We start from the raw sequence: 22,183 nt of genomic DNA on the forward strand, positions 1-22,183 counted from the left end.
AGGCACGAAGGCGGTTGGGAACTATAGCGGCGATTTGAATAAAAATCCATCACTACCAAAGCCCGAATCCCACGGACTCTAAGGATTTTTTAAGCTGACTCAGTCTCTGTCATTCCCTTTACTGTATCAACCTGTTCCGGTTCTTCTTTACGGGTGTTGCGATTCACATTGCTGCTGAACCGTTTCGCCATCACTCGCTCGGCTTCTATGCCTTCCAGGTTCAACGCTTTTGCGACACTATAAATTGTCAACGCGGTTTGGTCGGCATCTGCACTCGCAGCCGGCTGAGTGCCATTTAGCAATTCGATCAACGGGCCCACTTTGATTTTCAATTACCGCAATTGATCGTACATGTCCATATCGCTTTTAATCTCCTTAAAATCGCCGGCTTGCGGCAAAAACCCCCGTGTTCCGATGCTAAGTCTCGGATCTAACGGGCAAACAGCCTGTTATGTTCCAAGGCACGTAATATGCTAATTAGTTCCGGTGGCGGGTCGACCAGAAAATGAAGATTTGCCCGTAATGCATTCACGAGCTCAGACTCTTGAGTAAACTTCTTCAGCGCCACCGTTTTGTTGAATAAATTTTCCATTCAATAGCTCCTCTTAAATAAAGGTGATTGGCATACTGCATCTTTTGCCAAGGCCGAACGGTAAAAAAGGACTGTTGTAAGACGACAAAAAACGGCAAAGTATAAAATTAATAACGAAAGGTGTGTTATATGCTGCATTTACTAAAAATCCATCTGCCTTTAGCGCGTAATACGCTACCAAGACGATAGTTTCGCCTGGGGTATAAGCGAGTGACACCTGCGAATGAACCCGCGAGGTCGACCTGAACCCCTTATGTCCACAAGTAAATAATGAGCGGCCCCGTTTTTTTACTAGTTTGCCTATTCTAATGACAGGCTTAGCTTCTGTTTCCGATAGGTGAACCACCACAGCTATTGAGGCTTGTCGCGAAGATAGTCCTATATTGATACCAAACAGCCTCGCCCGTTTAGTGGGTAAGGGTATAACGGCTAAATCAGAGGAAATGCAGCGTAATTGCCCGGCAATCCGACAAGTATATCCAATTGACTCATGTAACAAGGTAGTTGTGATTTTCGGAACAATGCCAGGCCTTTGCCGAATTTAAAATCGAACCTAATGTGCTTTGCTGTTATTAACCCCCGATAAACTTAAACATTGCAAGGCGAAAAACCATCCTTTAAACTCCGCGTTCATTGATTGAACGCTACCCTGCAAGCCCTCAGCAGAGGGTTAGAACCTGCATTCCAATTAGCCACACTGCTTGAATGATATAAGTGCATAAGTGAACACGAAATGTTAACTGACGAACTTCGCTATAAACTGCTAAAAGCGTTGGAGAAAAATCCAAACGTAAGCCAGCGAGCCATAGCAAAAGAGCTCGGTATAAGTTTGGGCAAAGTAAATTATTGTATAAATGCTTTATTAGAAGTAGGTTGGATTAAGGCTCGGAATTTTAAGAATAGCCAAAATAAGCTCGGCTATGCTTACCTGGTAACTCCAACTGGTATTGAAGCTAAAGCGAAAGTAACTCAGCGATTCTTACAAATAAAAATCGAAGAATATGCCAACCTAGAGGCTGAGATACAGGCTATGCGAGCGGAATTAAGCGATTTTGACGCTGAAATAGCGTCCTCGGAGATAAATTATAAATTATGAAAGTTTTAACAATTTTTGGTACTCGCCCTGAGGCCATTAAAATGGCTCCTTTAGTTAAATCACTGAAAAACGATAGTGACATCGATGCCAAAGTCTGCGTAACTGCACAGCACCGCGAAATGCTTGACCAAGTATTGGATTTGTTCGAAATTAAACCCGACTATGATTTGAATATCATGAAGGCGGGGCAAGATCTATACGATATTACTAGCCGTATCTTGTTAGAGCTAAAGTCGGTGTTAGTTGAGTTTAAGCCAGACTGGGTACTGGTACATGGCGACACCTCTACCACCTTTGCTGCGTCCCTGGCCGCCTTTTATCAGCAAATCAAAGTAGGGCACGTAGAGGCTGGGCTTCGCACTGGTAATTTGTTATCCCCTTGGCCGGAAGAAGCCAACCGGAAGTTGACTGGTGTACTTACGGCTAAACATTTCGCACCAACAGCCACCAGTAAGGCAAACTTAATTAAAGAAAATGTACCCGATGATAGTGTTGTAATTACCGGAAATACTGTAATCGACGCATTGTTTGATGTTCGTGATAATATCCTCAGCCGAGAGGATGTTAATAAGGAACTATCTACCCAGTTTGGCTGGATAGGCGTACCCTATGTACTTGTCACTGGCCACCGACGTGAAAGTTTTGGTGGTGGCTTCGAGCGTATCTGTCAAGCGATTCATGACATAGCAAAAGCCTATCCAAATTATAAAATAATTTACCCAGTTCACTTGAATCCTAATGTTCGCGAGCCAGTAAACCGCCTATTATCAGATGTGAGCAATGTTCAACTTATTGAGCCGCAAGAGTATTTGCCTTTTGTGTACCTGATGAATAACGCACACATTATATTGACTGACTCCGGTGGCATACAGGAAGAAGCTCCTTCACTAGGCAAGCCTGTTCTGGTTATGCGAGATACAACGGAGCGCCCAGAGGCTGTAGAGGCAGGGACAGTTAAACTTGTAGGTACAGACGTGCAGGCAATTGTGAGTGAAGTTTCAAAGCTTATTGAAGATAAAACTCATTACGAGGCGATGTCTTTAGCGCACAACCCCTATGGGGATGGCGAAGCCTGCGCACGCATTATTTCTGCATTAAAAGCTACTAAAATTTAATAATAGGAAGTTACATGGCATTTAAAACAATATCGGTGATTGGCTTAGGTTATATTGGATTACCCACAGCAGCAGTATTTGCTTCACGCAAAGTAAATGTTATTGGTGTTGACGTTAACCAAAAGGCAGTGGATACGATCAATAAGGGTGAGATTCATATCGTCGAGCCAGACCTTGATATGGTTGTTCATGCTGCTGTAACAGAAGGTTACCTTAAGGCAACCATAACCCCAGAGCCTGCTGATGCTTTTTTAATAGCAGTGCCAACGCCGTTTAAGGGTGACAACCATGAGCCTGACCTTTCTTACATAGAATCTGCTTCAAAAGCAATTGCGCCAGTACTTAAAAAAGGCGACTTGGTGATTTTGGAATCCACATCGCCAGTGGGCGCAACGGAACAAGTGGCAGAATGGTTGGCGGCAGCTCGCCCGGACTTAACATTTCCGCAAACGGCCGGTGAAGAATCTGACATTCGAGTAGCGCACTGCCCAGAGCGAGTGTTGCCTGGCAAAGTATTGGAAGAACTGGTCAGCAACGACAGAGTGATTGGTGGTATGACATCAAAATGTACAGAGCAGGCATCTGCTTTGTACAAAATCTTTGTGAAAGGCGAATGCGTGGCGACAAATGCCCGTACCGCTGAAATGGCAAAACTAACGGAAAATAGTTTCCGTGACGTCAACATCGCCTTTGCAAATGAACTTTCAATTATTTGCGATAAATTAGACATTAATGTCTGGGAATTGATTTCTCTTGCTAATCGACACCCGCGTGTAAACATTCTACAGCCTGGTCCTGGAGTGGGTGGCCACTGTATTGCTGTAGACCCGTGGTTTATTGTAAGCAAAACTCCGGGTGAAGCTCGTTTGATTAGAGCAGCCCGGGAGGTGAATGATGGTAAGCCTGAGTGGGTGATCGAAAAATACAAGGAGTTGCTTAGCACCTTGCTTCTCGCTAATCCTAGTCTAGCAGCAAAGGACGTAATAGTGAGCTGTTATGGTTTGGCTTTTAAGGCGGATATTGACGATGTAAGGGAGAGCGCTGCTCTTAAAATAGCGAAGGCCGTTAAGGTGATACACCCAGGCGAGGTGTATGCGGTAGAGCCTAATATTCAAGGAGATGTATCTGGTCTTCGTAATTTAGATCTTCAATCCGCAATAGAAAAAGCACACTTACACATTCTATTAGTTGAGCATGCGCAATTTAAAGGCGAATGCCCCGACTCTAAATATTTGATTGATACAAAAGGTTTATGGTGCTAATGCATGGGTAGGCAAGCATTATTGATAGCAAACTATGCATCTCCTTCTATCGGTGGGATAGAGCGTTCACTTGATGCAATTGCACAGACTTTAGCAGACCAAGGGTGGTTTGTTACAATATTATGTACTAAGCATGATCCGGCGCTTCGAGATTTTGAAGTTTTAGCGAAGGATGTTGAAATTCGGCGTTTAGATATGGCAAATACTAAAGTTCCGATAATTAGATTGCTCCGCCAAATAAGAGTTTTTAAAAAGTTCTTGGAAACCGTTGAAATCGGTTCTAATTCTTACGATATTGTGATTACAAGATCTTTGAGCGCAGCCACGGCTTGTCGATATGCTGACGTCAGCCATTTGCATGTATTCTCTACAACTTCAGAAATGGAAAGAAAAGGACTATCAAAATCAGACGGGAGCGGGTGGGGAGTGTATCGTTTCGTTAAAAGTATTTTGATGTATTCATATTCAAAGTATTCATCAATACTTGAGGCTAAATTGCTTTCCTACAATAAAGCTAAAACTTTTGTTTTTAGCCGGATGATGTTGCGAGAGCTTACCAGGCTTCATTGCTTGGCTGATAGTCTACCGCGAGTGCTTTCCCCAGGTTACGATGAGGAATTATTTGGCATCGAAAAGAAACGGGTGGGAAAGTCTTTTAAGCGAAAGCAACTTTTATATGTAGGTAGATTAGCTCCTGAAAAAAACTTGGAGCACCTTTTTCAAGCTTTTTCTCGTGTTGACTTAAAGGCTGAGCTAATACTCGTGGGAGATGGCCCTGCTGAACTCGAACTTAGAGCATTAGCCAAAAAGTTAGAAATTGATGATAGAGTTGTATTTGCGGGTCGTGCAAGTAAAAGTCTAGCTGGTATGTACTCATCTGCATTGTTTACCATATTGCCCACATTCTATGAGTCATTTGGTCAAGTTTACTTGGAGTCTATGGCATGTGGAACACCAATTATAGGTATTAAAAGTGGTATTGGTGTCGCTACAGCGGCAGACGAGATTATATTGCATGGCGAAAATGGTTTTCTTGTTGAAGATAAATCAATTGCTGGGTTAGCAGAGACTTTGGAAATGGCTTTGCTCGTTGATGCTGCTCGGTACGAAAAAATGTGCCTTAAATCTAGTCAGATAGTTGCTCAAAAATATGGTTGGGGCAACTTTTGCAAGAAATTACTCAACGTTGGTGCTGAATGAGTAAGGCTTCATTTAATCAGGGCGTTCGCTGGTTGGCAATTCTTTCTCTGGTCGCAATACCAGTTAACTACTTGAGAACTTGGATGTTTTCTAACTCTATTAGTGGTGCTGAATTAGTTGCGTCATTTGCTGTTCTAATGATGATTACTCAAGGGGCTATAACGTTTCTGGTGATAGGTGGTGGCGCTTCAGTTGCAAAAGTATATGTTGAGTTGGAAGAGGAGCAGCAGCTGGCTTTCTTTTCTAGTTTTTTAGTCATTAATTTTCTGCTATTGGTAATTGTTCTTCTGTTAATTTCTATGATATCTAGTCGAATTGACTTTTTATCTGGAATTGGTCAAGGCTATAGCTTATTTCAGATTTTGGTGCTTATTTTCCTTTCATCAATGTCAGCAATTGGAATTGCATTTCAACTAGCACAAAAAAAATATGTATATTTTTCAGTGTTGTCGAACCTCTGGGCGTACATATCTTTCTTTGCTTCGATCATATTATTCTTGGGCGTATGGGAGAATGATGATTTTATATTTTATGCTTATGTTGCCTATGGTTTAGTCTCTTTTACTGTATTTTCCTGGAGTTTTAGGTATGAGCTGAAGCTGAATACAGTTTCGTTTTCGATTTTATGGAAGAAAAGAGAGGATTTAGTTCCGACATATGTTAATAGCATCAGTTCTTATCTATTCCTGTATTTCGACCAAATTATAGTTTTGTCAAGGGTTGGATCGTTGCAGCTCGCGGCGTATTTTTTGGCTTCTCAAATTGGTATGTTGATTCGGTATATACCAGATAAGCTTGCTCTGTTGTATATGCCTGATTTCTCAACCGATATTAGCGCTAAAAGAACAGATAAGATTGTTGAAAGATACCATCGCTTTGGTAGGTATGTGACGGCATATTCGCTCGTGGTTTTTTGTGGGCTTTTACTTGGCGCAGACTTTATACCTTATATTTTTGGTGAGTGGGTCACAGGTTATATTTCGATTATAATTTTGTTTTCGCTAGCTAGCTCAGTTAGCGTGCTTGGTGGAATAAATAGTACTTTAATTATTGCAGCAGGTGCAGCAAGAATATTTTTATTTTCTAATGTTCTTTTGGTCTCTATCCAAATCATTGCTGCACTTCTATTAGTGTCTGAATATGGAGTGCTAGGGGTAGTGTTAAGCAGAGTTTTTGTAGCTATCCTAGGGCAAGTAATGAATTTGTTTATCATCAGAAGGTTGTTTCTTAGTGACTTTAATTATGGTGCTTATTACTATTTATTTTTTATTTTAATTGTGTTTGTTTGTATTTTAGAGCTCCTTGAGATCGGTTCGCCAAAGCTAATATGTTTCGTACTGGCTATTATTTCAATTGCTCGTTTGTGGTTTTTAAGGAGGTCAAATGCTCTTAGCTAGAAAAATAGCTGTAGCTAGAAATATGTTCATTTATATTGTTAAAACTGTTCTCAGCGTGGGGCATAGGTTGCTCGTATCTATTGCAGATTTATTACCACCAGATGAGCGGTCCTGTAGGATTAGAGGTAGAATCCATGGGCTTTCAATTGGTGCTGTAGGAGGTAATTTCCAAGTGGCGCAGGGTGTTAGGTTTGAGCATGGCTCGGGTATTAGAATCGGCGACGATGTTTATATAGGAACTGATTCCTGGCTAAGTGGTCTTAGGGGGGGGATTGTCCTTGAAGACCAAGTTATGATTGGACCAAAAGTGACTATGGTTAGCAGTAATCATACGCTAAAACAGGGGAGTTACCGTTTTGGGCCAGGTAAGCCAGGTGCCATTAAAATCGGCTATGGCACTTGGTTAGGCGCTGGAGTTAGGGTCATGGCCGGTATAGAGGTGCCTTCTTCATCTCTAGTTTGCGCAGGCGCTGTTTTGACTAAAACTTTTAGAGAAAGTGGTATATATGGTGGAGTGCCTGCGGGAAAAATAAAGTGAAAAATAAAATGAAGGAATTAGTGCTTTTTGCTGCTCGTCCCCCATACGTAAAGCATTCAAGCCAGACGTTGTATCAAACGCTACTAGGTATATGCAATATGTATCGAGTTACTGGGGGGGCATATTGGAGAGACGAAGCTGCTCGCGTTGCGGCCTTATTGATCAGTACGCAATCTAAAGATGGCGGTTTTGATATAGGTTATGCATTTAATTTTGGGCTCAGGAAGAAGAAGGGTACTAGCTCTACTCCCGAACTTTATAGTGTTGTTGCATTGGTCGACTATAAGACTACTTTTGATACCACAGTAGCAGACCAGAGCATTAAAAAAGGGATTCAGTGGATAAAAGAAAACTCCATTAGGATGCCCGATGATTCATATACTATTCCTTACTGCCCAAAAGCGATTAGAGAAACGGTTGTCATCAATGGTGTATCATTTGCGCTTGGTGCAATCGGTTCATATTTGAGTTGTTTTAAAGATATTTCGGCGGAAGAGCTTTATATTAAATTAGGTCGATTTATAAATAGTAAGATAGAGCTTTGCGAAGGCGAAGAGACTGCTTTCTGGCCTTACTTTGATCAAAAATCGGATATTCCTTCGAAAGAGCTTAAAGATAAAGTCGATTTCTATCACCAGATGCAGCAGATAGAAATGCATACAATAGGCCCTTTAGCGGATAAATTTACCAATAGTACTGCTCTATGGTCTCTGTACGAACATGTCAGATTAAAACAAGATGAATATGGATATATACCGTACGCGAACCATAGCAAGTACTTCGGCGAAAATGCACATCTTTGGGGTCTTGTTTCGTTTGTGACCGCTTCTCTCCGGTTGACCCATATAGCTAAAGACGAAATTATGAAGGACAGAATTAAAAGTTCCGCCGTGAAAACTATGGAGTGGGTAATCGATAAAGGGTGGAATGGAGAGTATTTCTGGGGTGTGGTGAATAAAAACGGAACCCCAGTGGGCTATAAAGGTTATTTACCAAGATCTGATGCATGGGTTTTTAACGCTTTATCTCTGTGCCAAGTAGAGTTAGGGGAAGGACCATGGACACCCCTGTTGGATGTTGTATATAAAAAGCTAGCATCTTGTAATTATTCTGGGCGTGAAAACCATTCTAGAAATCTTAGAACTACAATACTGGCGAATTCAGCAAAAATTATCCGGCAAATTAAGTCATGAAAGCTATCATTTTTACTCATGAATACCCTCCGTTTTTAGGTGGCGCAGGCTCGGTTGCGCGCAATATTTTTGGACAGAGGTGCTGTTTAAATAAGTCTGGAATCGATCTTTTTGTTTTTCATGCAAAGTATTCTGAAGAGGTTATTCAGGAAGGTGAGGCGATATATGCCCGCAGTTTTTTAGGTGACCTATATTCTGTTGTTAAGTTTATCTTTTGCCTGTTTCGATATGACATAATTATTGCAAATGACAAGCGTTACCATAAATTAGGTGCATTTTTAAACTTATTCGGCATGTCGAATAAAGTAATTTACTTTATGCATGGCCAAGAGTTAGAGTCGATCAAGTCAAGTCTTTTTAGGGTTGTTTATAAAAGAGCATTACGATCGGCTAAAAATGTGGTTTTTGTTAGTGAGTTTTTGCGAAGGAAGATTGGAGATGAGCTAGGTAGGGATTATCGAAGTTCCGTATTGCGCAATACTTCCAAATTTGAATCATTTGTTACGACTCCCCTATCTTCTCCTATAAGATCAAAATCACTCTTAACGGTTTCGCGATTAGTTCCACAGAAAGGCCTGTTGCGAATGGTGGATTTATACATCGAGTTAGTGAAATTTTATCCAGAGTTGGAATGGCACATTGTTGGAGATGGACCTTTATTTTCTCAAATTAAAGATGCGACAGCAGGATTGAATGTGACAATGCACGGGGCTTTGCATGGTGAAAGTCTCGCTGCTTTGTATCAACATTGTAGTGTAAACTGGTTGCTATCCGAATATGAGGAATCATTTGGGCTGACATTTCTAGAGTCTGCATCATTTGGAGTCCCGTCTATTGCCTATAGCGGAGATGGCGCTGAAGAGGTTTTGAGGCGTTGCCGTGGGCTTGTTCTTGATTCAAATTCACCAAATAAACATATTGTTAATTCTATTGCATTCTTTTTAGAAAATATGCCTGTGCCAGCTCTTGTTGTTGAGGGTGCGAGTTTTTATTCTTCAGCAGCTATGGTTTCAGAGTTTGTTAAGGCCGTTGGTGATGAGTAGGATACTATCGCTCCCGTTGGCTTTGTGGGTATCAGTTTTGTTGTTTCTAAGCTTGGGTACTTCGTTTTTTTCATTTGAAGTTGCAGGGGCTAGAGTCTACATTTTTGATTTGATTGCAGTATTTCTCTTGCTATATTTTTTGTTGCAATGTGGTAGTGTCAGGCTCAAGGCTTACAATATCCGAATGTTACTTGGGGTCTATTTCTATATCGCCTTGCTTATTTCATTGCCGTTGTTTGTTTCGGTGCTAAATAATGAACAGGTCTCAGGGGTTCTCCTGACATCTGCTCGTTTTTTTCTATTGTCTATACTTATTTTGTTAGCCCCTATACTGGTCTCTGAATCATACGATATTCAATTGGTTTTCTACAACTGTTTGGGGTTTATGATTGCTCTGAATTTTATTTATGGCTTATTGCAGTTGCTAGAGTTTCAAAATGTGATTCCTTATGGGGTGTTACCTCACCATTGGGTGTATTCTGATAATGAATGGTTTAAGTTTGATGATTGGGGCCGTTCGTCAGGCCTTCTAAAAGGACCTAATGAATTGGGCTGGTTTGGCGTTATCGCGTTTAGCTTAGTATTAGCAAAATACATTCAAAAAAGTACACTCCTTAATTTAGTAATGCTTTTGATGGCAGCGTCATTGCCATTTGTGTCCAATTCTCGCAGTGCTATTCTAGGTTTGATTATAGCTTATATAACATCTCTCATTTTAGTTGTGATTTTTTTGTTTGCATCACGTAATAGTTCGCTTAGTCGGATGTATTTTAAGTATTTATTGCTATTTGTGCCTATTGGTGCAGGAGCAGTAGGGATGGCATGGCTGTTTTTCGATTATTTGAAAATTGACCGATTGTGGTCTGGCGTTGTTAGTGTATTGGGCCTAGAAGAAGATACATCGCTAAGTGGAAGGCTTGATATGTGGCAAGGAGTGGTAAGTTTGCTCAATCAAAATAATGGGTGGCTTTTTGGTTTGGGTGTAAATCCTGATTCGTTGTTTGGTGCCGTAGATTCTGGTTGGTTAAGTTACATTGTGAAGGGCGGCTTAGTATTGGCTTTTACATTTTTCATCGTATTGTTAGTTTTATTCATTCAGTCAATTCTCATTTTTCGAAAAACTAGAAAGCCATTTTTTTTAGGTGTCTCATTGGTTTGGGTGGCGGTAATCGTTGGCCTGTTTTTTGTGGAGGTGCAACATTTTTCAAGTATTTTGCTTCTCTATGTGGCGTATTCTATGGTTTTGGCTGATTGTCACAAGAGGGGCTGAACGTGATATTGGTAGTTGGGAATTTTGGTGTAGTTAGTGGTAGGCAGTGCGGTCAAACTGTAAAGACGCAGCAGATTTGTAAGATGTTAGGGAACACTTGGCAAGTGATTGAGTTGAATTCTGAGGAATTCAAGACTAAGCCTATCGCAACTTTATATACCTTAATAGCTTCGATCTTCAAAGCTGACGCTATGGTTATGCTTCCAGCGCAATCTTTACTCCCTTATATGGTTTTATTCTCTTCCATTGTGAAGTTGTTTTCAAAAAAAATTACAGTTTATTCTGTCATTGGGGGTTGGTTGCCAAATTACCTTGAGCGACGAAAGGTTCTAAGGTGGTTGGTTAGAAGGGTTGATGCAATATTGGTTGAGACAAAAGGAATGCAGAAATTATTGCAAAATCAAAGGATTACTTCTCTAGTTGTTCCTAACAGTAAGGATTTTAGTTTAGACGTTGTTAATCAGCTGAAATCGAATATAAATAATGTTGAAGATTTCACCTATTTGAATCAATGTGTGTACATAGGGCGAGTTACCGCTGAGAAAGGAGTAGGCTATGCCTTGGAGGCAGTTGCAGAGTTTAATAAATTGACAAATAGCCGCATTATTTTAGATGTTTTTGGTCCGATCGATATAGAGTATAAGAAAGAATTTGAGAGTCTGCTAGAGAAATATAGTAGCGACGTTAGGTATAAGGGGGTAATTCAGAGCCATGAGGTGCAGCGCCAGATTGGTAAATATGATGCACTTTTGTTTCCTACTTTTTATAAAGGTGAGGGGTTTCCGGGTGTATTAATTGATTCCTTTTCTGCGGGGCTCCCTGTTATTGCTTCAAATTGGGCTTACAATAAAGAATTCATTAAGCATGGAGTGAACGGATTTATCGTTAATGTTAAAGATACTAGTTCTATAGTGGCCGCTTTACTAGAGCTTTATGGAAGTGATTTGAGCTCGATAAAGCGAAGTTGTTTGAATAGTTGTGCAGATTTCCATAGCGATAAAGTAGGTAAAGATATAACTACCATAGTTTATGGTTTATTAAAAGGGTAGGTTTTGTTTTATGAGTAGAAAAATTTCTGTTATTGGGCTGGGGTATGTGGGTTTGCCAGTCGCAGTCTCATTTGGGAAGCGCCACAAAGTAATTGGTTTTGATATATCTAATGCAAGAGTAGATGCCCTTAAGTCTGGGGTTGATTCCACTTTAGAAGTTGAGGCTAGTGAATTGGCGGAAGCTGATATTCTCTTTACTTCGACACCAGGTGACCTCGTAGAGGCAGATTTTCATATCGTAGCCGTTCCAACGCCAATAGATGGCTCAAAAGTTCCTGATTTATCTCCTTTATTAGGAGCCTCTAAAACTGTAGGGTCTGTGTTGAAAGCTGGCGATATAGTTGTGTTTGAATCTACTGTATATCCAGGTGCTACAGAATTTGATTGCATACCTGTTTTGGAGCAGGAGTCTTCATTGAAGGCTGGGGTAGATTTTTTTGTGGGGTACTCTCCTGAGCGAATTAACCCTGGTGATAAGGAGCACTCGTTTGAAAATATTCTAAAGGTCGTATCTGGGCAAAACGAAAACATTGCAAATATTATAGCAGAAACCTACGCTTCGGTCGTTAAAGCCGGTGTATACGTGGCTGAGTCAATTCAAGTTGCGGAAGCGTCTAAAGTTATTGAAAATACACAGCGTGATTTAAATATCGCTCTAATTAACGAGCTGGCAGTTATATTCTCGCATATGGGAATTGATACAGAGTCTGTACTTGAGGCTGCTTCTACAAAATGGAATTTTTTGCCGTTTAAGCCTGGGCTTGTAGGAGGGCACTGCATTGGGGTAGATCCCTATTATTTAACCTATCGTGCTAAGCAATTTGGATACTATCCTTCAGTAATAAGTGCAGGGCGACGAGTTAACGATAATATGTCAGCTCATGTTACAGGCCTACTTACAAAGGAAATGATAAAAAAAGAAATAAATGTGGCTAAAAGTAGGGTATTGGTACTGGGAATAACATTTAAAGAAGATTGCCCTGATCTTAGAAACACTAAAGTCGTCGATGTAGTCAATCATCTTAAAGAGCTAAACATAGCAGTGGATGTTTACGACCCTTGGGTATCGCCCCATGATGTTGAAGAAGAGTTAAGAATTGGGGCTTTACAGTCATTGAAGGGGCAAGAAGGCATGTACGATGCTGTGTTAATTGCTGTTCGTCACAAGCAGTTTCTTGAAATGAGCTCGTCGAAAATCAAGACTTTATTGAAGCCTATATCTGTTCTAATGGATTTGAAATCTGTATTGCCGAAAAATGAAGTAAATGTAATTAGGCTGTAGTGAAAGTGAAAAGAATAGCAATCCTGTCCTTCTACTATAGTCCAGACCTTAGCGCAGGGTCGTTCCGAACCCGGGCTTTGGTCGAATGTTTACTGAAGATGCAAGATGTAAAAATTGATGTTATCACGACTTTTCCTAACCGTTATGCGAGCTATAGTGCAAGTGGCTTTGAACTTGAGTCGCATGGCCGCTTAACGGTAAAGCGTATAGCTCTGCCATATCATAAGAGTGGGATGATAGATCAAGCAAAATCTTTTTCTGTGTTTGCTTCTCTGGCGCTGAAGTATCTGAAAGGGAAAGAATATGACTTGATATACGCGACTAGTTCCAGGCTATTGACGGCTTGTCTAGGGGCTCTAATTAGCCGTATGAAACGAGTACCTCTGTATCTTGATATTAGAGATATTTTTGTAGATACCATTTCTGATGTGCTTCCGCGTAAAGTAACTTTTTTTATGTTGCCTGTGTTTAAAATGTTGGAGAAATTCGCGGTAAGTAGTGCCGTTAGGATTAACTTGGTGTCGGAGGGGTTTGGAGGGTACTTTAAATCTAGATATGATGATTTAGATTTGACGTTCCATACGAATGGAATTGATGAGCTTTTTATCAAGGATACAGTTCATTCTAAGGGTCAGAAGGAAGGCCCTGTAAATATTTTATATGCTGGTAATATGGGAGAAGGGCAGGGGCTTCACATAATTGTTCCAGCGATTGCTAAAAAACTTGAAGGCAGGGCAGTATTTAGGTTGATAGGTGATGGTGGGCGTAAAGATTTATTAAAAGAGCATCTTAGTAAGCATAGAGTGAAAAATGTAGAGCTACTTCCCCCTATATCGCGAGAGAAACTGTTGGTTGAATATGAAGAGGCAGACGTGTTGTTTCTGCACTTAAATGATATACCCGCATTTGAAAAAGTTCTTCCCTCGAAGCTCTTTGAGTATGCTGCGCTAGGTAAGCCAATATTAGCTGGTGTAGGTGGTTATGCTGCTGAGTTTTTGAAATCTGAAGTCGATAATTGTTCTGTATTTCCGCCCGGTAACTCAGAGGCTGGAGCGAAAGGATTGGACGCGTTGACGTTAGGCACATTTGAGCGCGCAGAGTTCAAAAATAAATATTCTAGGGATAAAATAATGTCTGTTATGGCAAAAGACGTATTGGAATGTGCTGTTTCTAAAGGTCCAATTGTATGAATGTTCTGGTGACTGGTGCTAATGGGTTCCTTGGACAGGCTTTAATCAAGCAGCTGGTTTCACAAAGGAATATTCACGCTCGCACCTTAACCCGAAAGCCAATTGATGCTGGCCAGTTAGACTCATTTGTAGGTGAGTTGGACGATATCGAATTACTAAGCAATGCGGTTAATGGAATGGAAAGCATTATTCACTGTGCCGCGCGAGCCCATGTTATGGAAGACTCCAGTGAAAACCCATTGGATGAATATCGCATTACTAACGTTAAAGGCAGTATTGCTTTAGCAAATGCTGCCATTCAGAGTGGTGTAAAGCGGTTCATTTACATCAGCTCTATTAAGGTTAATGGTGGGAGTACATCTGACGAAAACGCTTTTACCCCTTTCGATACTGCAAGCCCTGAAGATTACTACGGCCAGTCTAAATACGAAGCCGAAGAAGCACTCAAGGAATTAGTTCGGGAAAGCGATATGGAACTCGTGATTATTCGCCCGCCTCTTGTTTACGGGCCAGGAGTAAAGGGGAATTTCGCCAGTTTACTCAAGCTTAGCGCAAAGCCGCTTCCACTCCCTTTAGGCGCAATTAATAACTCACGCAGTTTGGTTGCTTTAGATAACCTTGTAGATTTAATCATGACATGTATTGGCCATGAGAATGCAGCTGGTAAAACCTTTTTAGTCAGTGATGATGAAGATGTGTCTACCTCTGAATTGCTAAATAAGATTGGGGCTGCAATGGGCAAAAAGTTATTGCTGCTTCCTGTGCCAAAGTGGTTAATGCTGGGGCCAGCAAAGCTGCTGGGCCAATCAGGTGCAGTAGAGCGGTTGTTTGGTTCACTCCGGGTTGATATTTCCTTTACTAAAGAGCAGCTATCTTGGGTCCCGCCAGTTTCTATGGACGAACAGCTCAAAAGTACCATTGCCGCAATGTATAAAGAGAAAAAGTGATGCTTCGAATTTTTGATTTTTTATTTTCTGTAATAGGTCTGGTAATAGGCTTTCCTGTTTTTGTAGTGCTGATCATTATCGGCTTATTTGATACTGGGTCTCCCATTTTTATACAAGAGCGTGTTGGGCGTAATAAAAAAGCATTTAAGCTCATTAAATTCAGAACCATGAGTGTCGATACCGCATCCGTTGCAAGTCATTTGGCTTCAAGCGCGTCTATCACCAAGTTTGGAGGCATTTTACGTAAAACAAAGCTCGACGAACTACCGCAACTTTGGAATGTCTTTAAAGGCGAAATGAGCTTGGTGGGGCCAAGGCCGAATCTTTATAACCAAGAAGAACTAATTGCAGAACGTGAATCTCGTGGCGTTTATGGCGTTCGCCCTGGCATTACGGGCTTGGCACAAATTAATGAAATCGACATGTCCACCCCTAAATTGTTAGCAGAGACCGATGCCGCTATGCTGCATAACCTGACATTAAAGACCTATTTTTATTATATTTTCGCTACTGTTGTCGGGAAGGGCAGTGGTGATCGGGTAAAGTACTGAAGGATAGATGTTGAAAAAGAAACTAACCCGTGGTTATTTGCGGCTTCGCCGTAGCCACAAAAGATGGATTATGGTGGCTGCAGACTGCTTAATGGTGCCTTTTGCGCTATGGGCTTCTTTGGCGTTGAGAATGGGGGATTTTTGGCCTGAATACTTATTAAATCAGTTTTGGTGGCTGTTCCCTGTTATTGTTCCCATTTCTGTGTTCTCTTTTGCCCGCTTAGGGCTTTACCGAGCCATAGTGCGATTTATTGGCAGTAAAGCTTTGTGGGCCATTGTTCAGGGCTCAGTGTTTATGGCTCTGGTGTTATGGAGCATGGTGTTTCTTTCACGTGAACCTGGGTTCCCTCGGTCAATTCCGATTATATTTGCAATGGTATTGTTGGCGTTTGTTGGTGGTAGCCGCTTATGGGTGCGCTGGTTATTCCAGTGGATAAACTCCAATTTTGTGGGTAAAGAGCCGGTTGCCATTTATGGTGCGGGTCAATCGGGTATGGAGTTAGTCACGGCTTTACAGAAGGGCAGTCAATTTATTCCGGTTGCTTTCTTTGATGATAATCCGCAGCTTTGGAAGCATTCTGTACATGGAATTAGGGTGTATTCGCCTAAATATGTTGAAGAAGCTTTGCAAGAATTAAAAGTAAAACGCGTTTTGTTAGCTGTGCCGCAAGCCACCAAGAAAGAACGTAAACGTATTTTGGATAGGTTAGAGCCTTTCCCTGTGCATGTGCAAACCATCCCCGCATTCCCAGATCTGATAGCAGGTAAAGCGACTTTTGATCAACTTCAAGAAGTTGAACTAGAAGATTTGCTCGGGCGAGATCCCATTCCACCGAATCCTGAACTATTTGAAAAGTGCATAAAGGGGAAGACGGTTCTGGTTACCGGTGGTGGCGGGTCAATTGGCTCAGAGCTGTGTCGGCAAATAATTACCGCGCAACCTGCCGTACTTATAGTTTATGAGCAAAGCGAGTTCGCGCTTTATGCAATAGAGCAGGAATTGACTAAACGTATTATTGAACAAGGCTTTTCTACCCAATTGGTGCCATTGTTGGGAAGTATCGGTAACGAACAGCGCGTACAGGCGTTGTTTGAACTCTACAAACCCCACACGGTATACCATGCTGCGGCCTATAAACATGTGCCAATAGTAGAACTTAATGTTTTTGAAGGTATTCGCAATAATGTTCTGGGCACTAAAGTAGTGGCCGAAACAGCTCATATAAACGGTTGTGAGCACTTTGTACTTGTTTCTACCGATAAGGCGGTGAGGCCTACTAACGTAATGGGCGCTACCAAACGTATGGCAGAGCAGGTTGTACAGCAACTCGCAGTACATTCGACTACTGTGTTTAGTATGGTGCGATTCGGTAACGTACTGGGTTCTTCGGGCTCAGTTGTGCCTTTGTTTCGTAAACAAATTGCAGCGGGTGGGCCTGTTACGGTTACACACCCAGATATAACACGATTTTTTATGACGATACCCGAAGCGTCGCAGTTAGTGATACAAGCTGGCGCTATGGCAGAAGGTGGTGACGTATTTGTACTCGATATGGGCGAACCCGTTAAAATTGTCGATTTAGCATCACGTATGATAGAGCTCAGCGGGTACGATGTTAAAAACGACGCTAACCCTTATGGTGATATTGCAATTGAATTTTCTGGGTTACGCCCAGGAGAGAAGCTGTATGAAGAGCTTTTAATAGGCGATAATGTTACCGGCACAGAACACAGTAAAATTTTGCGCGCTAATGAAGTGTGCGTGAATGTAGAACAGTTGGTCGCTGCGCTTGACAAAATTACAGAGGCTGAGCGAAGTCAGGATTCTAAACTCGCGCGCAAAACACTTCAGCAAGTGGTTAGTGGCTTTCAACCGAGTTCAGGCGATATCGATTTATTAGCGAGTGTTCAATAAGTTGAATTGGTCTAACTCAGGTAGAACGCATCTGTAAAACAGTAGCTAGCGTTGCTGCTAACAGAATGGGGACCATAGCCACTTGCCAGGCTGCTAAATCAGAACTTAGTGCCAGTTGACTGATAATCTGTTGCCCAATATTGAATATCAACGCAACTAATATGCCCATGAATATTCTGGCGCTCATGGATGAGCTGCGTAGTGGCCCAAATATGAACGTGATTCCCAACCAAACTAGTGTGATAGCCAGGAGCGGTTGCAGGTATTTCTGCCAAAGTTTAAGCGCATAGTTTTTACTGGCCAGGCCTTGGCTGGCTAAATAGCGCTGATATTGTTTAAGCTTCTGTATCGATAAATTCAGGTTTTCGTTGTTTTTCATCAACAGCAGTTCAGCGGTCAGGTGTGTATGCCAGGTGAGGGTCTCTGCAGTTTGTGGGTTGCTCCCGGTTTCACCGTTTCCTGAACTTAGCTCTATTGTCCAGGTTCCGGGCGCGGTCGGTGTGATTTTTTTGAAATCCTTTCTAGCAACATCACTCAGGTCACCTAAGGTCTGTAAATAGAAACCTTGCTGAATAACGCCACTTTGATCGATGGCGCTGAAAAAATAGTAAGTATCATTTTCTTTGTGCCATACGCCGTACTCGTTTGAGTCAGCGGAAACTGAAAGGTCTTTCAATTCCTTGGCTTTCAGTTCATAGCTCGGGGCGATGGTTTCCCCAAAAATAAAAAACAAACAAAGCCACAGAATGGGGGCGACTATAATGTGGCGTATCAGTTTTGTTTTTGAAAAACCGGCGTTCTCCAGTATGACAAATTCCAAGTGAGTCGCCATTTGTCCACAGGCAAACAATACACCAATTAAAATGATATAAGGAGAATAGAGATAGATTCGGGTCGGGGTGTTCAGCAGTACATATTGAATTGCCAGGCTTTCGGAGTAATTGTTACCCACTTCATACGTTAATTCGCTGAGTACAGCCAATGAAAAATCGATAATTCCAACTGCTACCAATGTAACCAGAATGGCGACAAATAAGGTTTTGAAAATGTGGCGTTGAATAATGCTCATAAGCGTGCGCTTTCAGATTTTCGTGTTACCCGCGTTTTAAAGGTGGGTTCCGTTAGTTTGTAGTAGGTTAAACCTATGGCTAAGAAAATAAGGTGAACCCACCAATAGATTTGCCAGTAGTCGGCATTACCCCTGAAAACGGGTCTTATACTCGCGCTTAACAACGTTGTGAATACAGCATACAGCAAAATACTGGGCAGCAGCATATTGAAGCGGCCTTCTCTGGGGTTAGCGCGGGAAAAAATTATTGCTAATACGGCGAGTGTCAACATGATTGGCGGGTAGCTGACCCGTGCGATAAATTCAGTCGTCTCCCACCGCCGTCCCGTTTCAAGTAATTCCCGGTTATTCATTGCCTTCGACTGCGCACGGTAAATCTGCGGTGAAGGGTCACTGATTGCGAACGCATAGGTCGCAAAGGTCGATTGGCTGTTCTTTTCCGTATTTTCGCGGGCCTCCAGGTGTATGCCTTTGTTAAGCTGGAAATATCGCCGGCCGGTGGCATCATCCGTAATTAATTTTGCAGATTCAGCCCACAGGTACGTATTCTGCGCTGGGTTTGCGAAGAAAACATGACTTAACAAGGTGCTTTCTGTTTTATTGCGCACAAACAAAACCGTGCCTGTCTTTTTATCGATCGTATTGAATTCACCTGCCTGAACCAATTCAAATGGATTTTTTTCTGCGATCGATCTTTGCAGCTGCACCACTTTTTTATTGTAATGCGGAGCGACATAAAGCTCTGAAAACCAAAGCAGACCCGTGCCTATGGCGCCCGCCAATAAAAGGATTTTTAATACAGTCTTATAGGGTACACCGGATGCAAATATGGCCGTCATTTCGTTGGTGCCGTAAAGGCTGCTCAGTGTTAGTATGCAAGCCAAGAAAAAGCCCAATGGCACTACATCAACCAAATAGGCCGGTATGCTGTAGGCCAGTAATAAGAACAAATCTGAAATAACCGCAGTGCTGTCCGTTTTTTCGATAATACGGATGAATTTGTTCGAAGTTACAAGGAGCAGGGTAATTAACGTAATCGCAACGGTGCTGCTAAATATTTGTCTTAACAGATACCTAGTTAATATGTTCATTTTTATCAACCCTAAAACTCTGGCTCAGCATGGGTGCAGCAATAAAGAAGAGTATGAATGGCCCCATCCAAAAAAACAGATACGATTCGAAGAAATTCATCACAATAAACAAGCACAGGCTGAAAAAGGTAAACGTTTCCACAAAGGAATTATGTTGGCGGGCTTTAACAAGTAAATTCGCTAACGGGTATAGGGCTAAAATCAACCCAAGTAACCCATAACTCAACGTTAATTCAATAAACGAATTGTGGAAATGGCCAAACTGTTTTTTTATGTGTTCAGGAAGCTTCGCTGAGCTGTGAATAATGTATTGACGTACACCGCCACCGTGCCCGATAAGCGGCTTTTGTTCGATCCATTCCAGCGCAGCGAACCAGGTATTTATGCGAATACCGATACTGCTGTAAGGAATGTTATCCCAATCTCTGTTCATAATGGCGCTGAGTGTTTCGTTTTCGTATTTAAACCGATCAATATTCTTATGGTTAGCGTGCAGAAGAGTGGAAGCCAGAATGAGAAAAACGACAATTGTAACAATGATATTTCTGGTCTGGTGTTCCGGTTTCCGGATGAGCTTGATTATGACGTTCGCAAATAAGTAAAGTGCACAGAAGAGTAGGCCTAAAAAGGCTGCCCGGGTCTGTGTGCCAAACAATACAAGCATTGATACGATGAGTATGGCAAGCATCAGCGCTATATAGAGTAGTCTCGCTTTGCCCGAAAATGCAGTCGCGTAATTAAGTGCAGCCAGTGCCCCAATAATGCTAATGGAGAAAAACAATGCGACGTGTTGGGCATTTAGTAAATTGAAGTCTATGCGTTGGCCATTAAACAGTAGTGTTACTGTTCGTCCCAGATTTGGGTCTTGCAGGCAGCCAAATAACAGCCCCACAAAACCAACGAGCAAGAATAGGGCGATGGTGCGTTTGTTTGCACCCAGCCACCAGGCAACAGGAATAAACAGATAGATTCTGGCCAGTACATCAAACTTAGAAAATTGAACCGCAATTTCCGAGTCCGTCAAGTAGTTAATGCCGAAAAAGACCAACGGTGCAACGATTGCAAGTAACCATAATTGAATGAACCGGTGTTTACATAATTCTGCCCAGTTTGTCACCAGCGGGTAGAGGAATAGTAACGTGAAGATGGCTTCCGGCCAGCGGTTTACGCTTGATGGTGTCCATAACTTAATAAACGCCGACGTAAATAATGCGAGTATTGCTAACCAGGCAACTAAATTTGGGCCACGTTGGTATCGCGTTGGAAAGTAATAATTAACGTCGGTATGAAATCTCATAAAGTCCCGTGAATGAATTTACTTCAGCAGCTGAATAGTTTGTTTATCCAAAAGTATTCAGTGAGTCTAGTTAAATGAATAAAAGTCGCACAGTGCCTGCCATTGAATCTTATTGCCGTCTGCTTTTATGTTGGTATGGCCAAGTGCCAATTTTTGACTCCCGGCAATAGGTATGGGTTTTGGTTTTGGCTGATTTGAACGCCGGACATTAGTCTGGTTGCGCATTGCCATAGCCTTAAACCATAAATCATCGGCTTTCGGTGCAAGTTTAAGATACTGTTCTTCATTGCCCGTATCAGCATGCAGGGCATTTACCGGGTAAAGGGTTCCACCGTAGCCAATTGCAAGGGTGTTTTTGGAGCTTTCGCCGGGTTTGCAGGTTTTCCACTCGCTGTAAGGTTGCACTTTCCCATTTGAATTATAGGTAATCGTTCGGCATTCATGGCCCACGATGTCGGTTGGGTAAGTCAGATGATCTTGCCATAGTCGTTCCAACCAGTTTGCAGGGTACATCAGGTCGTCGTCGGCAGTAATTATAACGTGATTTGGGTACTCAACTAAGGCAAAAACTAATTTGCGATGCGAACTGGTGCCTTTCCGATATTGTATGTCAAACCGTGGACCAACTAATTCGGATAGCCGGTGCGGTACCTGGGTTTTTAGGTCTGTGTTCAGCCAAAGTACAATTTTTTCGGCACTTTTATTCTGTAGTAACAGGCTTCGAATTGTGATGTCAACTATAGACAACCGGCTGGGAATGGTGGTTAATGAAATTATGGCAGGAATGACGTTGCCCTGAGTCTGCAGGGTTTGAAAGGCTGAGGCTTTTAAATTTCGTAATTTAAACTGCCGGTAGAATGACCCAGGGTATTCTTTAAGTTTCATCGTCTATTTGTGCCAGTTAAAAAGTGATTTTACGGGTGTAGCAACAATGGATGCAAGTTAAAGCATTAGGCTAAAAAGTGAAATCGCTGAGTAACTGTTATTCAAGGTTATTTGAATTACTGAGCAAGTGAAGTTAAAGCCATTTGTTATTTTGGGAGTATTTCTGTAAAAATGCCGCGCACCTGTTTGGTCGCGGCAGCG

Annotated in this window: 21 protein-coding genes; 15 read left to right on the forward strand and 6 right to left on the reverse strand. The window is 41.9% G+C overall.

Annotated features, from left to right (window positions below):
- Positions 1–89: 89 nt before the first annotated feature.
- Both IYN85_RS05025 and IYN85_RS05030 read right to left on the reverse strand, forming a co-directional pair.
- On the reverse strand, positions 90–311 hold the full coding sequence (locus tag IYN85_RS05025; protein ID WP_196157733.1) for a hypothetical protein: 222 nt from the start codon (positions 309–311) through the stop codon (positions 90–92).
- Positions 312–430: 119 nt separating this feature from the next.
- Positions 431–592, reverse strand: a complete 162-nt coding sequence (locus IYN85_RS05030) for a hypothetical protein (RefSeq protein ID WP_196157734.1) — start codon at positions 590–592, stop codon at positions 431–433.
- A 733-nt stretch (positions 593–1,325) separates the two neighbouring features.
- Between IYN85_RS05030 and IYN85_RS05035 the strand changes: the two genes are divergently transcribed.
- The 15 genes from IYN85_RS05035 (at position 1,326) to IYN85_RS05105 (ending at position 17,640) form a co-directional block, all read left to right on the forward strand.
- Positions 1,326–1,688, forward strand: coding sequence for a MarR family EPS-associated transcriptional regulator (locus tag IYN85_RS05035; RefSeq protein ID WP_196157735.1), 363 nt, complete (start codon positions 1,326–1,328; stop codon positions 1,686–1,688).
- The gene (gene wecB, locus IYN85_RS05040; RefSeq protein ID WP_230390473.1) at positions 1,685–2,803 is read left to right on the forward strand and encodes a non-hydrolyzing UDP-N-acetylglucosamine 2-epimerase; all 1,119 of its coding nucleotides are present in this window, start codon (positions 1,685–1,687) and stop codon (positions 2,801–2,803) included. The genes IYN85_RS05035 and wecB overlap by 4 nt, the downstream gene beginning before the upstream one ends.
- 14 nt (positions 2,804–2,817) lie before the next feature.
- Entirely contained in the window at positions 2,818–4,065 is a 1,248-nt protein-coding gene (gene wecC / locus IYN85_RS05045) for a UDP-N-acetyl-D-mannosamine dehydrogenase (RefSeq protein ID WP_196157736.1), read from the forward strand.
- 3 nt (positions 4,066–4,068) lie between these two features.
- A complete protein-coding gene (locus tag IYN85_RS05050; protein ID WP_196157737.1) occupies positions 4,069–5,265 on the forward strand; it encodes a glycosyltransferase family 4 protein in 1,197 nt (398 codons plus the stop codon).
- Positions 5,262–6,662, forward strand: coding sequence for a lipopolysaccharide biosynthesis protein (locus tag IYN85_RS05055; RefSeq protein ID WP_196157738.1), 1,401 nt, complete (start codon positions 5,262–5,264; stop codon positions 6,660–6,662). Before IYN85_RS05050 ends, IYN85_RS05055 begins: the two co-directional genes overlap by 4 nt.
- Positions 6,649–7,200, forward strand: a complete 552-nt coding sequence (locus IYN85_RS05060; RefSeq protein WP_196157739.1) for an acyltransferase — start codon at positions 6,649–6,651, stop codon at positions 7,198–7,200. Before IYN85_RS05055 ends, IYN85_RS05060 begins: the two co-directional genes overlap by 14 nt.
- Positions 7,197–8,393: a hypothetical protein gene (locus tag IYN85_RS05065; protein WP_196157740.1), complete on the forward strand. Its 1,197-nt coding sequence runs from the start codon at positions 7,197–7,199 to the stop codon at positions 8,391–8,393. The genes IYN85_RS05060 and IYN85_RS05065 overlap by 4 nt, the downstream gene beginning before the upstream one ends.
- Positions 8,390–9,436 carry a glycosyltransferase family 4 protein gene (locus IYN85_RS05070; protein WP_196157741.1) on the forward strand — a complete coding sequence of 349 codons (1,047 nt, stop codon included), beginning with the start codon at positions 8,390–8,392 and terminating at the stop codon, positions 9,434–9,436. Before IYN85_RS05065 ends, IYN85_RS05070 begins: the two co-directional genes overlap by 4 nt.
- Positions 9,429–10,706 (forward strand): hypothetical protein, encoded by a 1,278-nt coding sequence (locus IYN85_RS05075; protein ID WP_196157742.1) that lies wholly within the window; start codon positions 9,429–9,431, stop codon positions 10,704–10,706. Before IYN85_RS05070 ends, IYN85_RS05075 begins: the two co-directional genes overlap by 8 nt.
- Before the next feature lie 2 nt (positions 10,707–10,708).
- Positions 10,709–11,755, forward strand: coding sequence for a glycosyltransferase family 4 protein (locus IYN85_RS05080; RefSeq protein WP_196157743.1), 1,047 nt, complete (start codon positions 10,709–10,711; stop codon positions 11,753–11,755).
- Between the two features lie 10 nt (positions 11,756–11,765).
- The gene (locus tag IYN85_RS05085; RefSeq protein ID WP_196157744.1) at positions 11,766–13,037 is read left to right on the forward strand and encodes a nucleotide sugar dehydrogenase; all 1,272 of its coding nucleotides are present in this window, start codon (positions 11,766–11,768) and stop codon (positions 13,035–13,037) included.
- A 98-nt stretch (positions 13,038–13,135) separates the two neighbouring features.
- Entirely contained in the window at positions 13,136–14,227 is a 1,092-nt protein-coding gene (locus IYN85_RS05090; protein WP_196157745.1) for a glycosyltransferase family 4 protein, read from the forward strand.
- A complete protein-coding gene (locus IYN85_RS05095) occupies positions 14,224–15,174 on the forward strand; it encodes an SDR family oxidoreductase (protein WP_196157746.1) in 951 nt (316 codons plus the stop codon). The genes IYN85_RS05090 and IYN85_RS05095 overlap by 4 nt, the downstream gene beginning before the upstream one ends.
- Positions 15,174–15,725: a sugar transferase gene (locus tag IYN85_RS05100; protein WP_196158491.1), complete on the forward strand. Its 552-nt coding sequence runs from the start codon at positions 15,174–15,176 to the stop codon at positions 15,723–15,725. The genes IYN85_RS05095 and IYN85_RS05100 overlap by 1 nt, the downstream gene beginning before the upstream one ends.
- A 10-nt stretch (positions 15,726–15,735) precedes the next feature.
- Positions 15,736–17,640, forward strand: coding sequence for a nucleoside-diphosphate sugar epimerase/dehydratase (locus IYN85_RS05105; protein ID WP_230390474.1), 1,905 nt, complete (start codon positions 15,736–15,738; stop codon positions 17,638–17,640).
- 16 nt (positions 17,641–17,656) lie between these two features.
- Here IYN85_RS05105 and IYN85_RS05110 read toward each other — a convergent pair whose 3' ends face one another.
- The 4 genes from IYN85_RS05110 to IYN85_RS05125 form a co-directional block, all read right to left on the reverse strand.
- A complete protein-coding gene (locus IYN85_RS05110) occupies positions 17,657–18,709 on the reverse strand; it encodes an LptF/LptG family permease (RefSeq protein WP_196157748.1) in 1,053 nt (350 codons plus the stop codon).
- Positions 18,706–19,800 (reverse strand): LPS export ABC transporter permease LptF, encoded by a 1,095-nt coding sequence (lptF, locus tag IYN85_RS05115; protein WP_196157749.1) that lies wholly within the window; start codon positions 19,798–19,800, stop codon positions 18,706–18,708. The genes IYN85_RS05110 and lptF overlap by 4 nt, the downstream gene beginning before the upstream one ends.
- Positions 19,784–21,097, reverse strand: coding sequence for an O-antigen ligase (locus IYN85_RS05120; protein ID WP_196157750.1), 1,314 nt, complete (start codon positions 21,095–21,097; stop codon positions 19,784–19,786). The genes lptF and IYN85_RS05120 overlap by 17 nt, the downstream gene beginning before the upstream one ends.
- 66 nt (positions 21,098–21,163) lie before the next feature.
- Positions 21,164–21,982, reverse strand: coding sequence for a glycosyltransferase family 2 protein (locus IYN85_RS05125; RefSeq protein ID WP_196157751.1), 819 nt, complete (start codon positions 21,980–21,982; stop codon positions 21,164–21,166).
- Positions 21,983–22,183 lie beyond the last annotated feature (201 nt).

The sequence above is a fragment of the Reinekea sp. G2M2-21 genome, assembly GCF_015687175.1.
In the GTDB taxonomy this organism is placed as follows: domain Bacteria; phylum Pseudomonadota; class Gammaproteobacteria; order Pseudomonadales; family Natronospirillaceae; genus Reinekea.

Excerpts from the sequence above, each read along its gene's own strand:
- IYN85_RS05095 (WP_196157746.1), top strand. The coding sequence starts at position 14,224 with ATGAATGTTCTGGTGACTGGTGCTAATGGGTTCCTTGGACAGGCTTTA.
- IYN85_RS05055 (WP_196157738.1), top strand. The coding sequence starts at position 5,262 with ATGAGTAAGGCTTCATTTAATCAGGGCGTTCGCTGGTTGGCAATTCTT.
- lptF (WP_196157749.1), bottom strand. The coding sequence starts at position 19,800 with ATGAACATATTAACTAGGTATCTGTTAAGACAAATATTTAGCAGCACC.
- IYN85_RS05075 (WP_196157742.1), top strand. The coding sequence starts at position 9,429 with ATGAGTAGGATACTATCGCTCCCGTTGGCTTTGTGGGTATCAGTTTTG.
- IYN85_RS05120 (WP_196157750.1), bottom strand. The coding sequence starts at position 21,097 with ATGAGATTTCATACCGACGTTAATTATTACTTTCCAACGCGATACCAA.
- IYN85_RS05050 (WP_196157737.1), top strand. The coding sequence starts at position 4,069 with ATGGGTAGGCAAGCATTATTGATAGCAAACTATGCATCTCCTTCTATC.
- wecC (WP_196157736.1), top strand. The coding sequence starts at position 2,818 with ATGGCATTTAAAACAATATCGGTGATTGGCTTAGGTTATATTGGATTA.
- IYN85_RS05035 (WP_196157735.1), top strand. The coding sequence starts at position 1,326 with ATGTTAACTGACGAACTTCGCTATAAACTGCTAAAAGCGTTGGAGAAA.
- IYN85_RS05125 (WP_196157751.1), bottom strand. The coding sequence starts at position 21,982 with ATGAAACTTAAAGAATACCCTGGGTCATTCTACCGGCAGTTTAAATTA.
- IYN85_RS05030 (WP_196157734.1), bottom strand. The coding sequence starts at position 592 with ATGGAAAATTTATTCAACAAAACGGTGGCGCTGAAGAAGTTTACTCAA.
- IYN85_RS05070 (WP_196157741.1), top strand. The coding sequence starts at position 8,390 with ATGAAAGCTATCATTTTTACTCATGAATACCCTCCGTTTTTAGGTGGC.
- IYN85_RS05060 (WP_196157739.1), top strand. The coding sequence starts at position 6,649 with ATGCTCTTAGCTAGAAAAATAGCTGTAGCTAGAAATATGTTCATTTAT.
- wecB (WP_230390473.1), top strand. The coding sequence starts at position 1,685 with ATGAAAGTTTTAACAATTTTTGGTACTCGCCCTGAGGCCATTAAAATG.
- IYN85_RS05085 (WP_196157744.1), top strand. The coding sequence starts at position 11,766 with ATGAGTAGAAAAATTTCTGTTATTGGGCTGGGGTATGTGGGTTTGCCA.
- IYN85_RS05100 (WP_196158491.1), top strand. The coding sequence starts at position 15,174 with ATGCTTCGAATTTTTGATTTTTTATTTTCTGTAATAGGTCTGGTAATA.
- IYN85_RS05110 (WP_196157748.1), bottom strand. The coding sequence starts at position 18,709 with ATGAGCATTATTCAACGCCACATTTTCAAAACCTTATTTGTCGCCATT.
- IYN85_RS05090 (WP_196157745.1), top strand. The coding sequence starts at position 13,136 with ATGCAAGATGTAAAAATTGATGTTATCACGACTTTTCCTAACCGTTAT.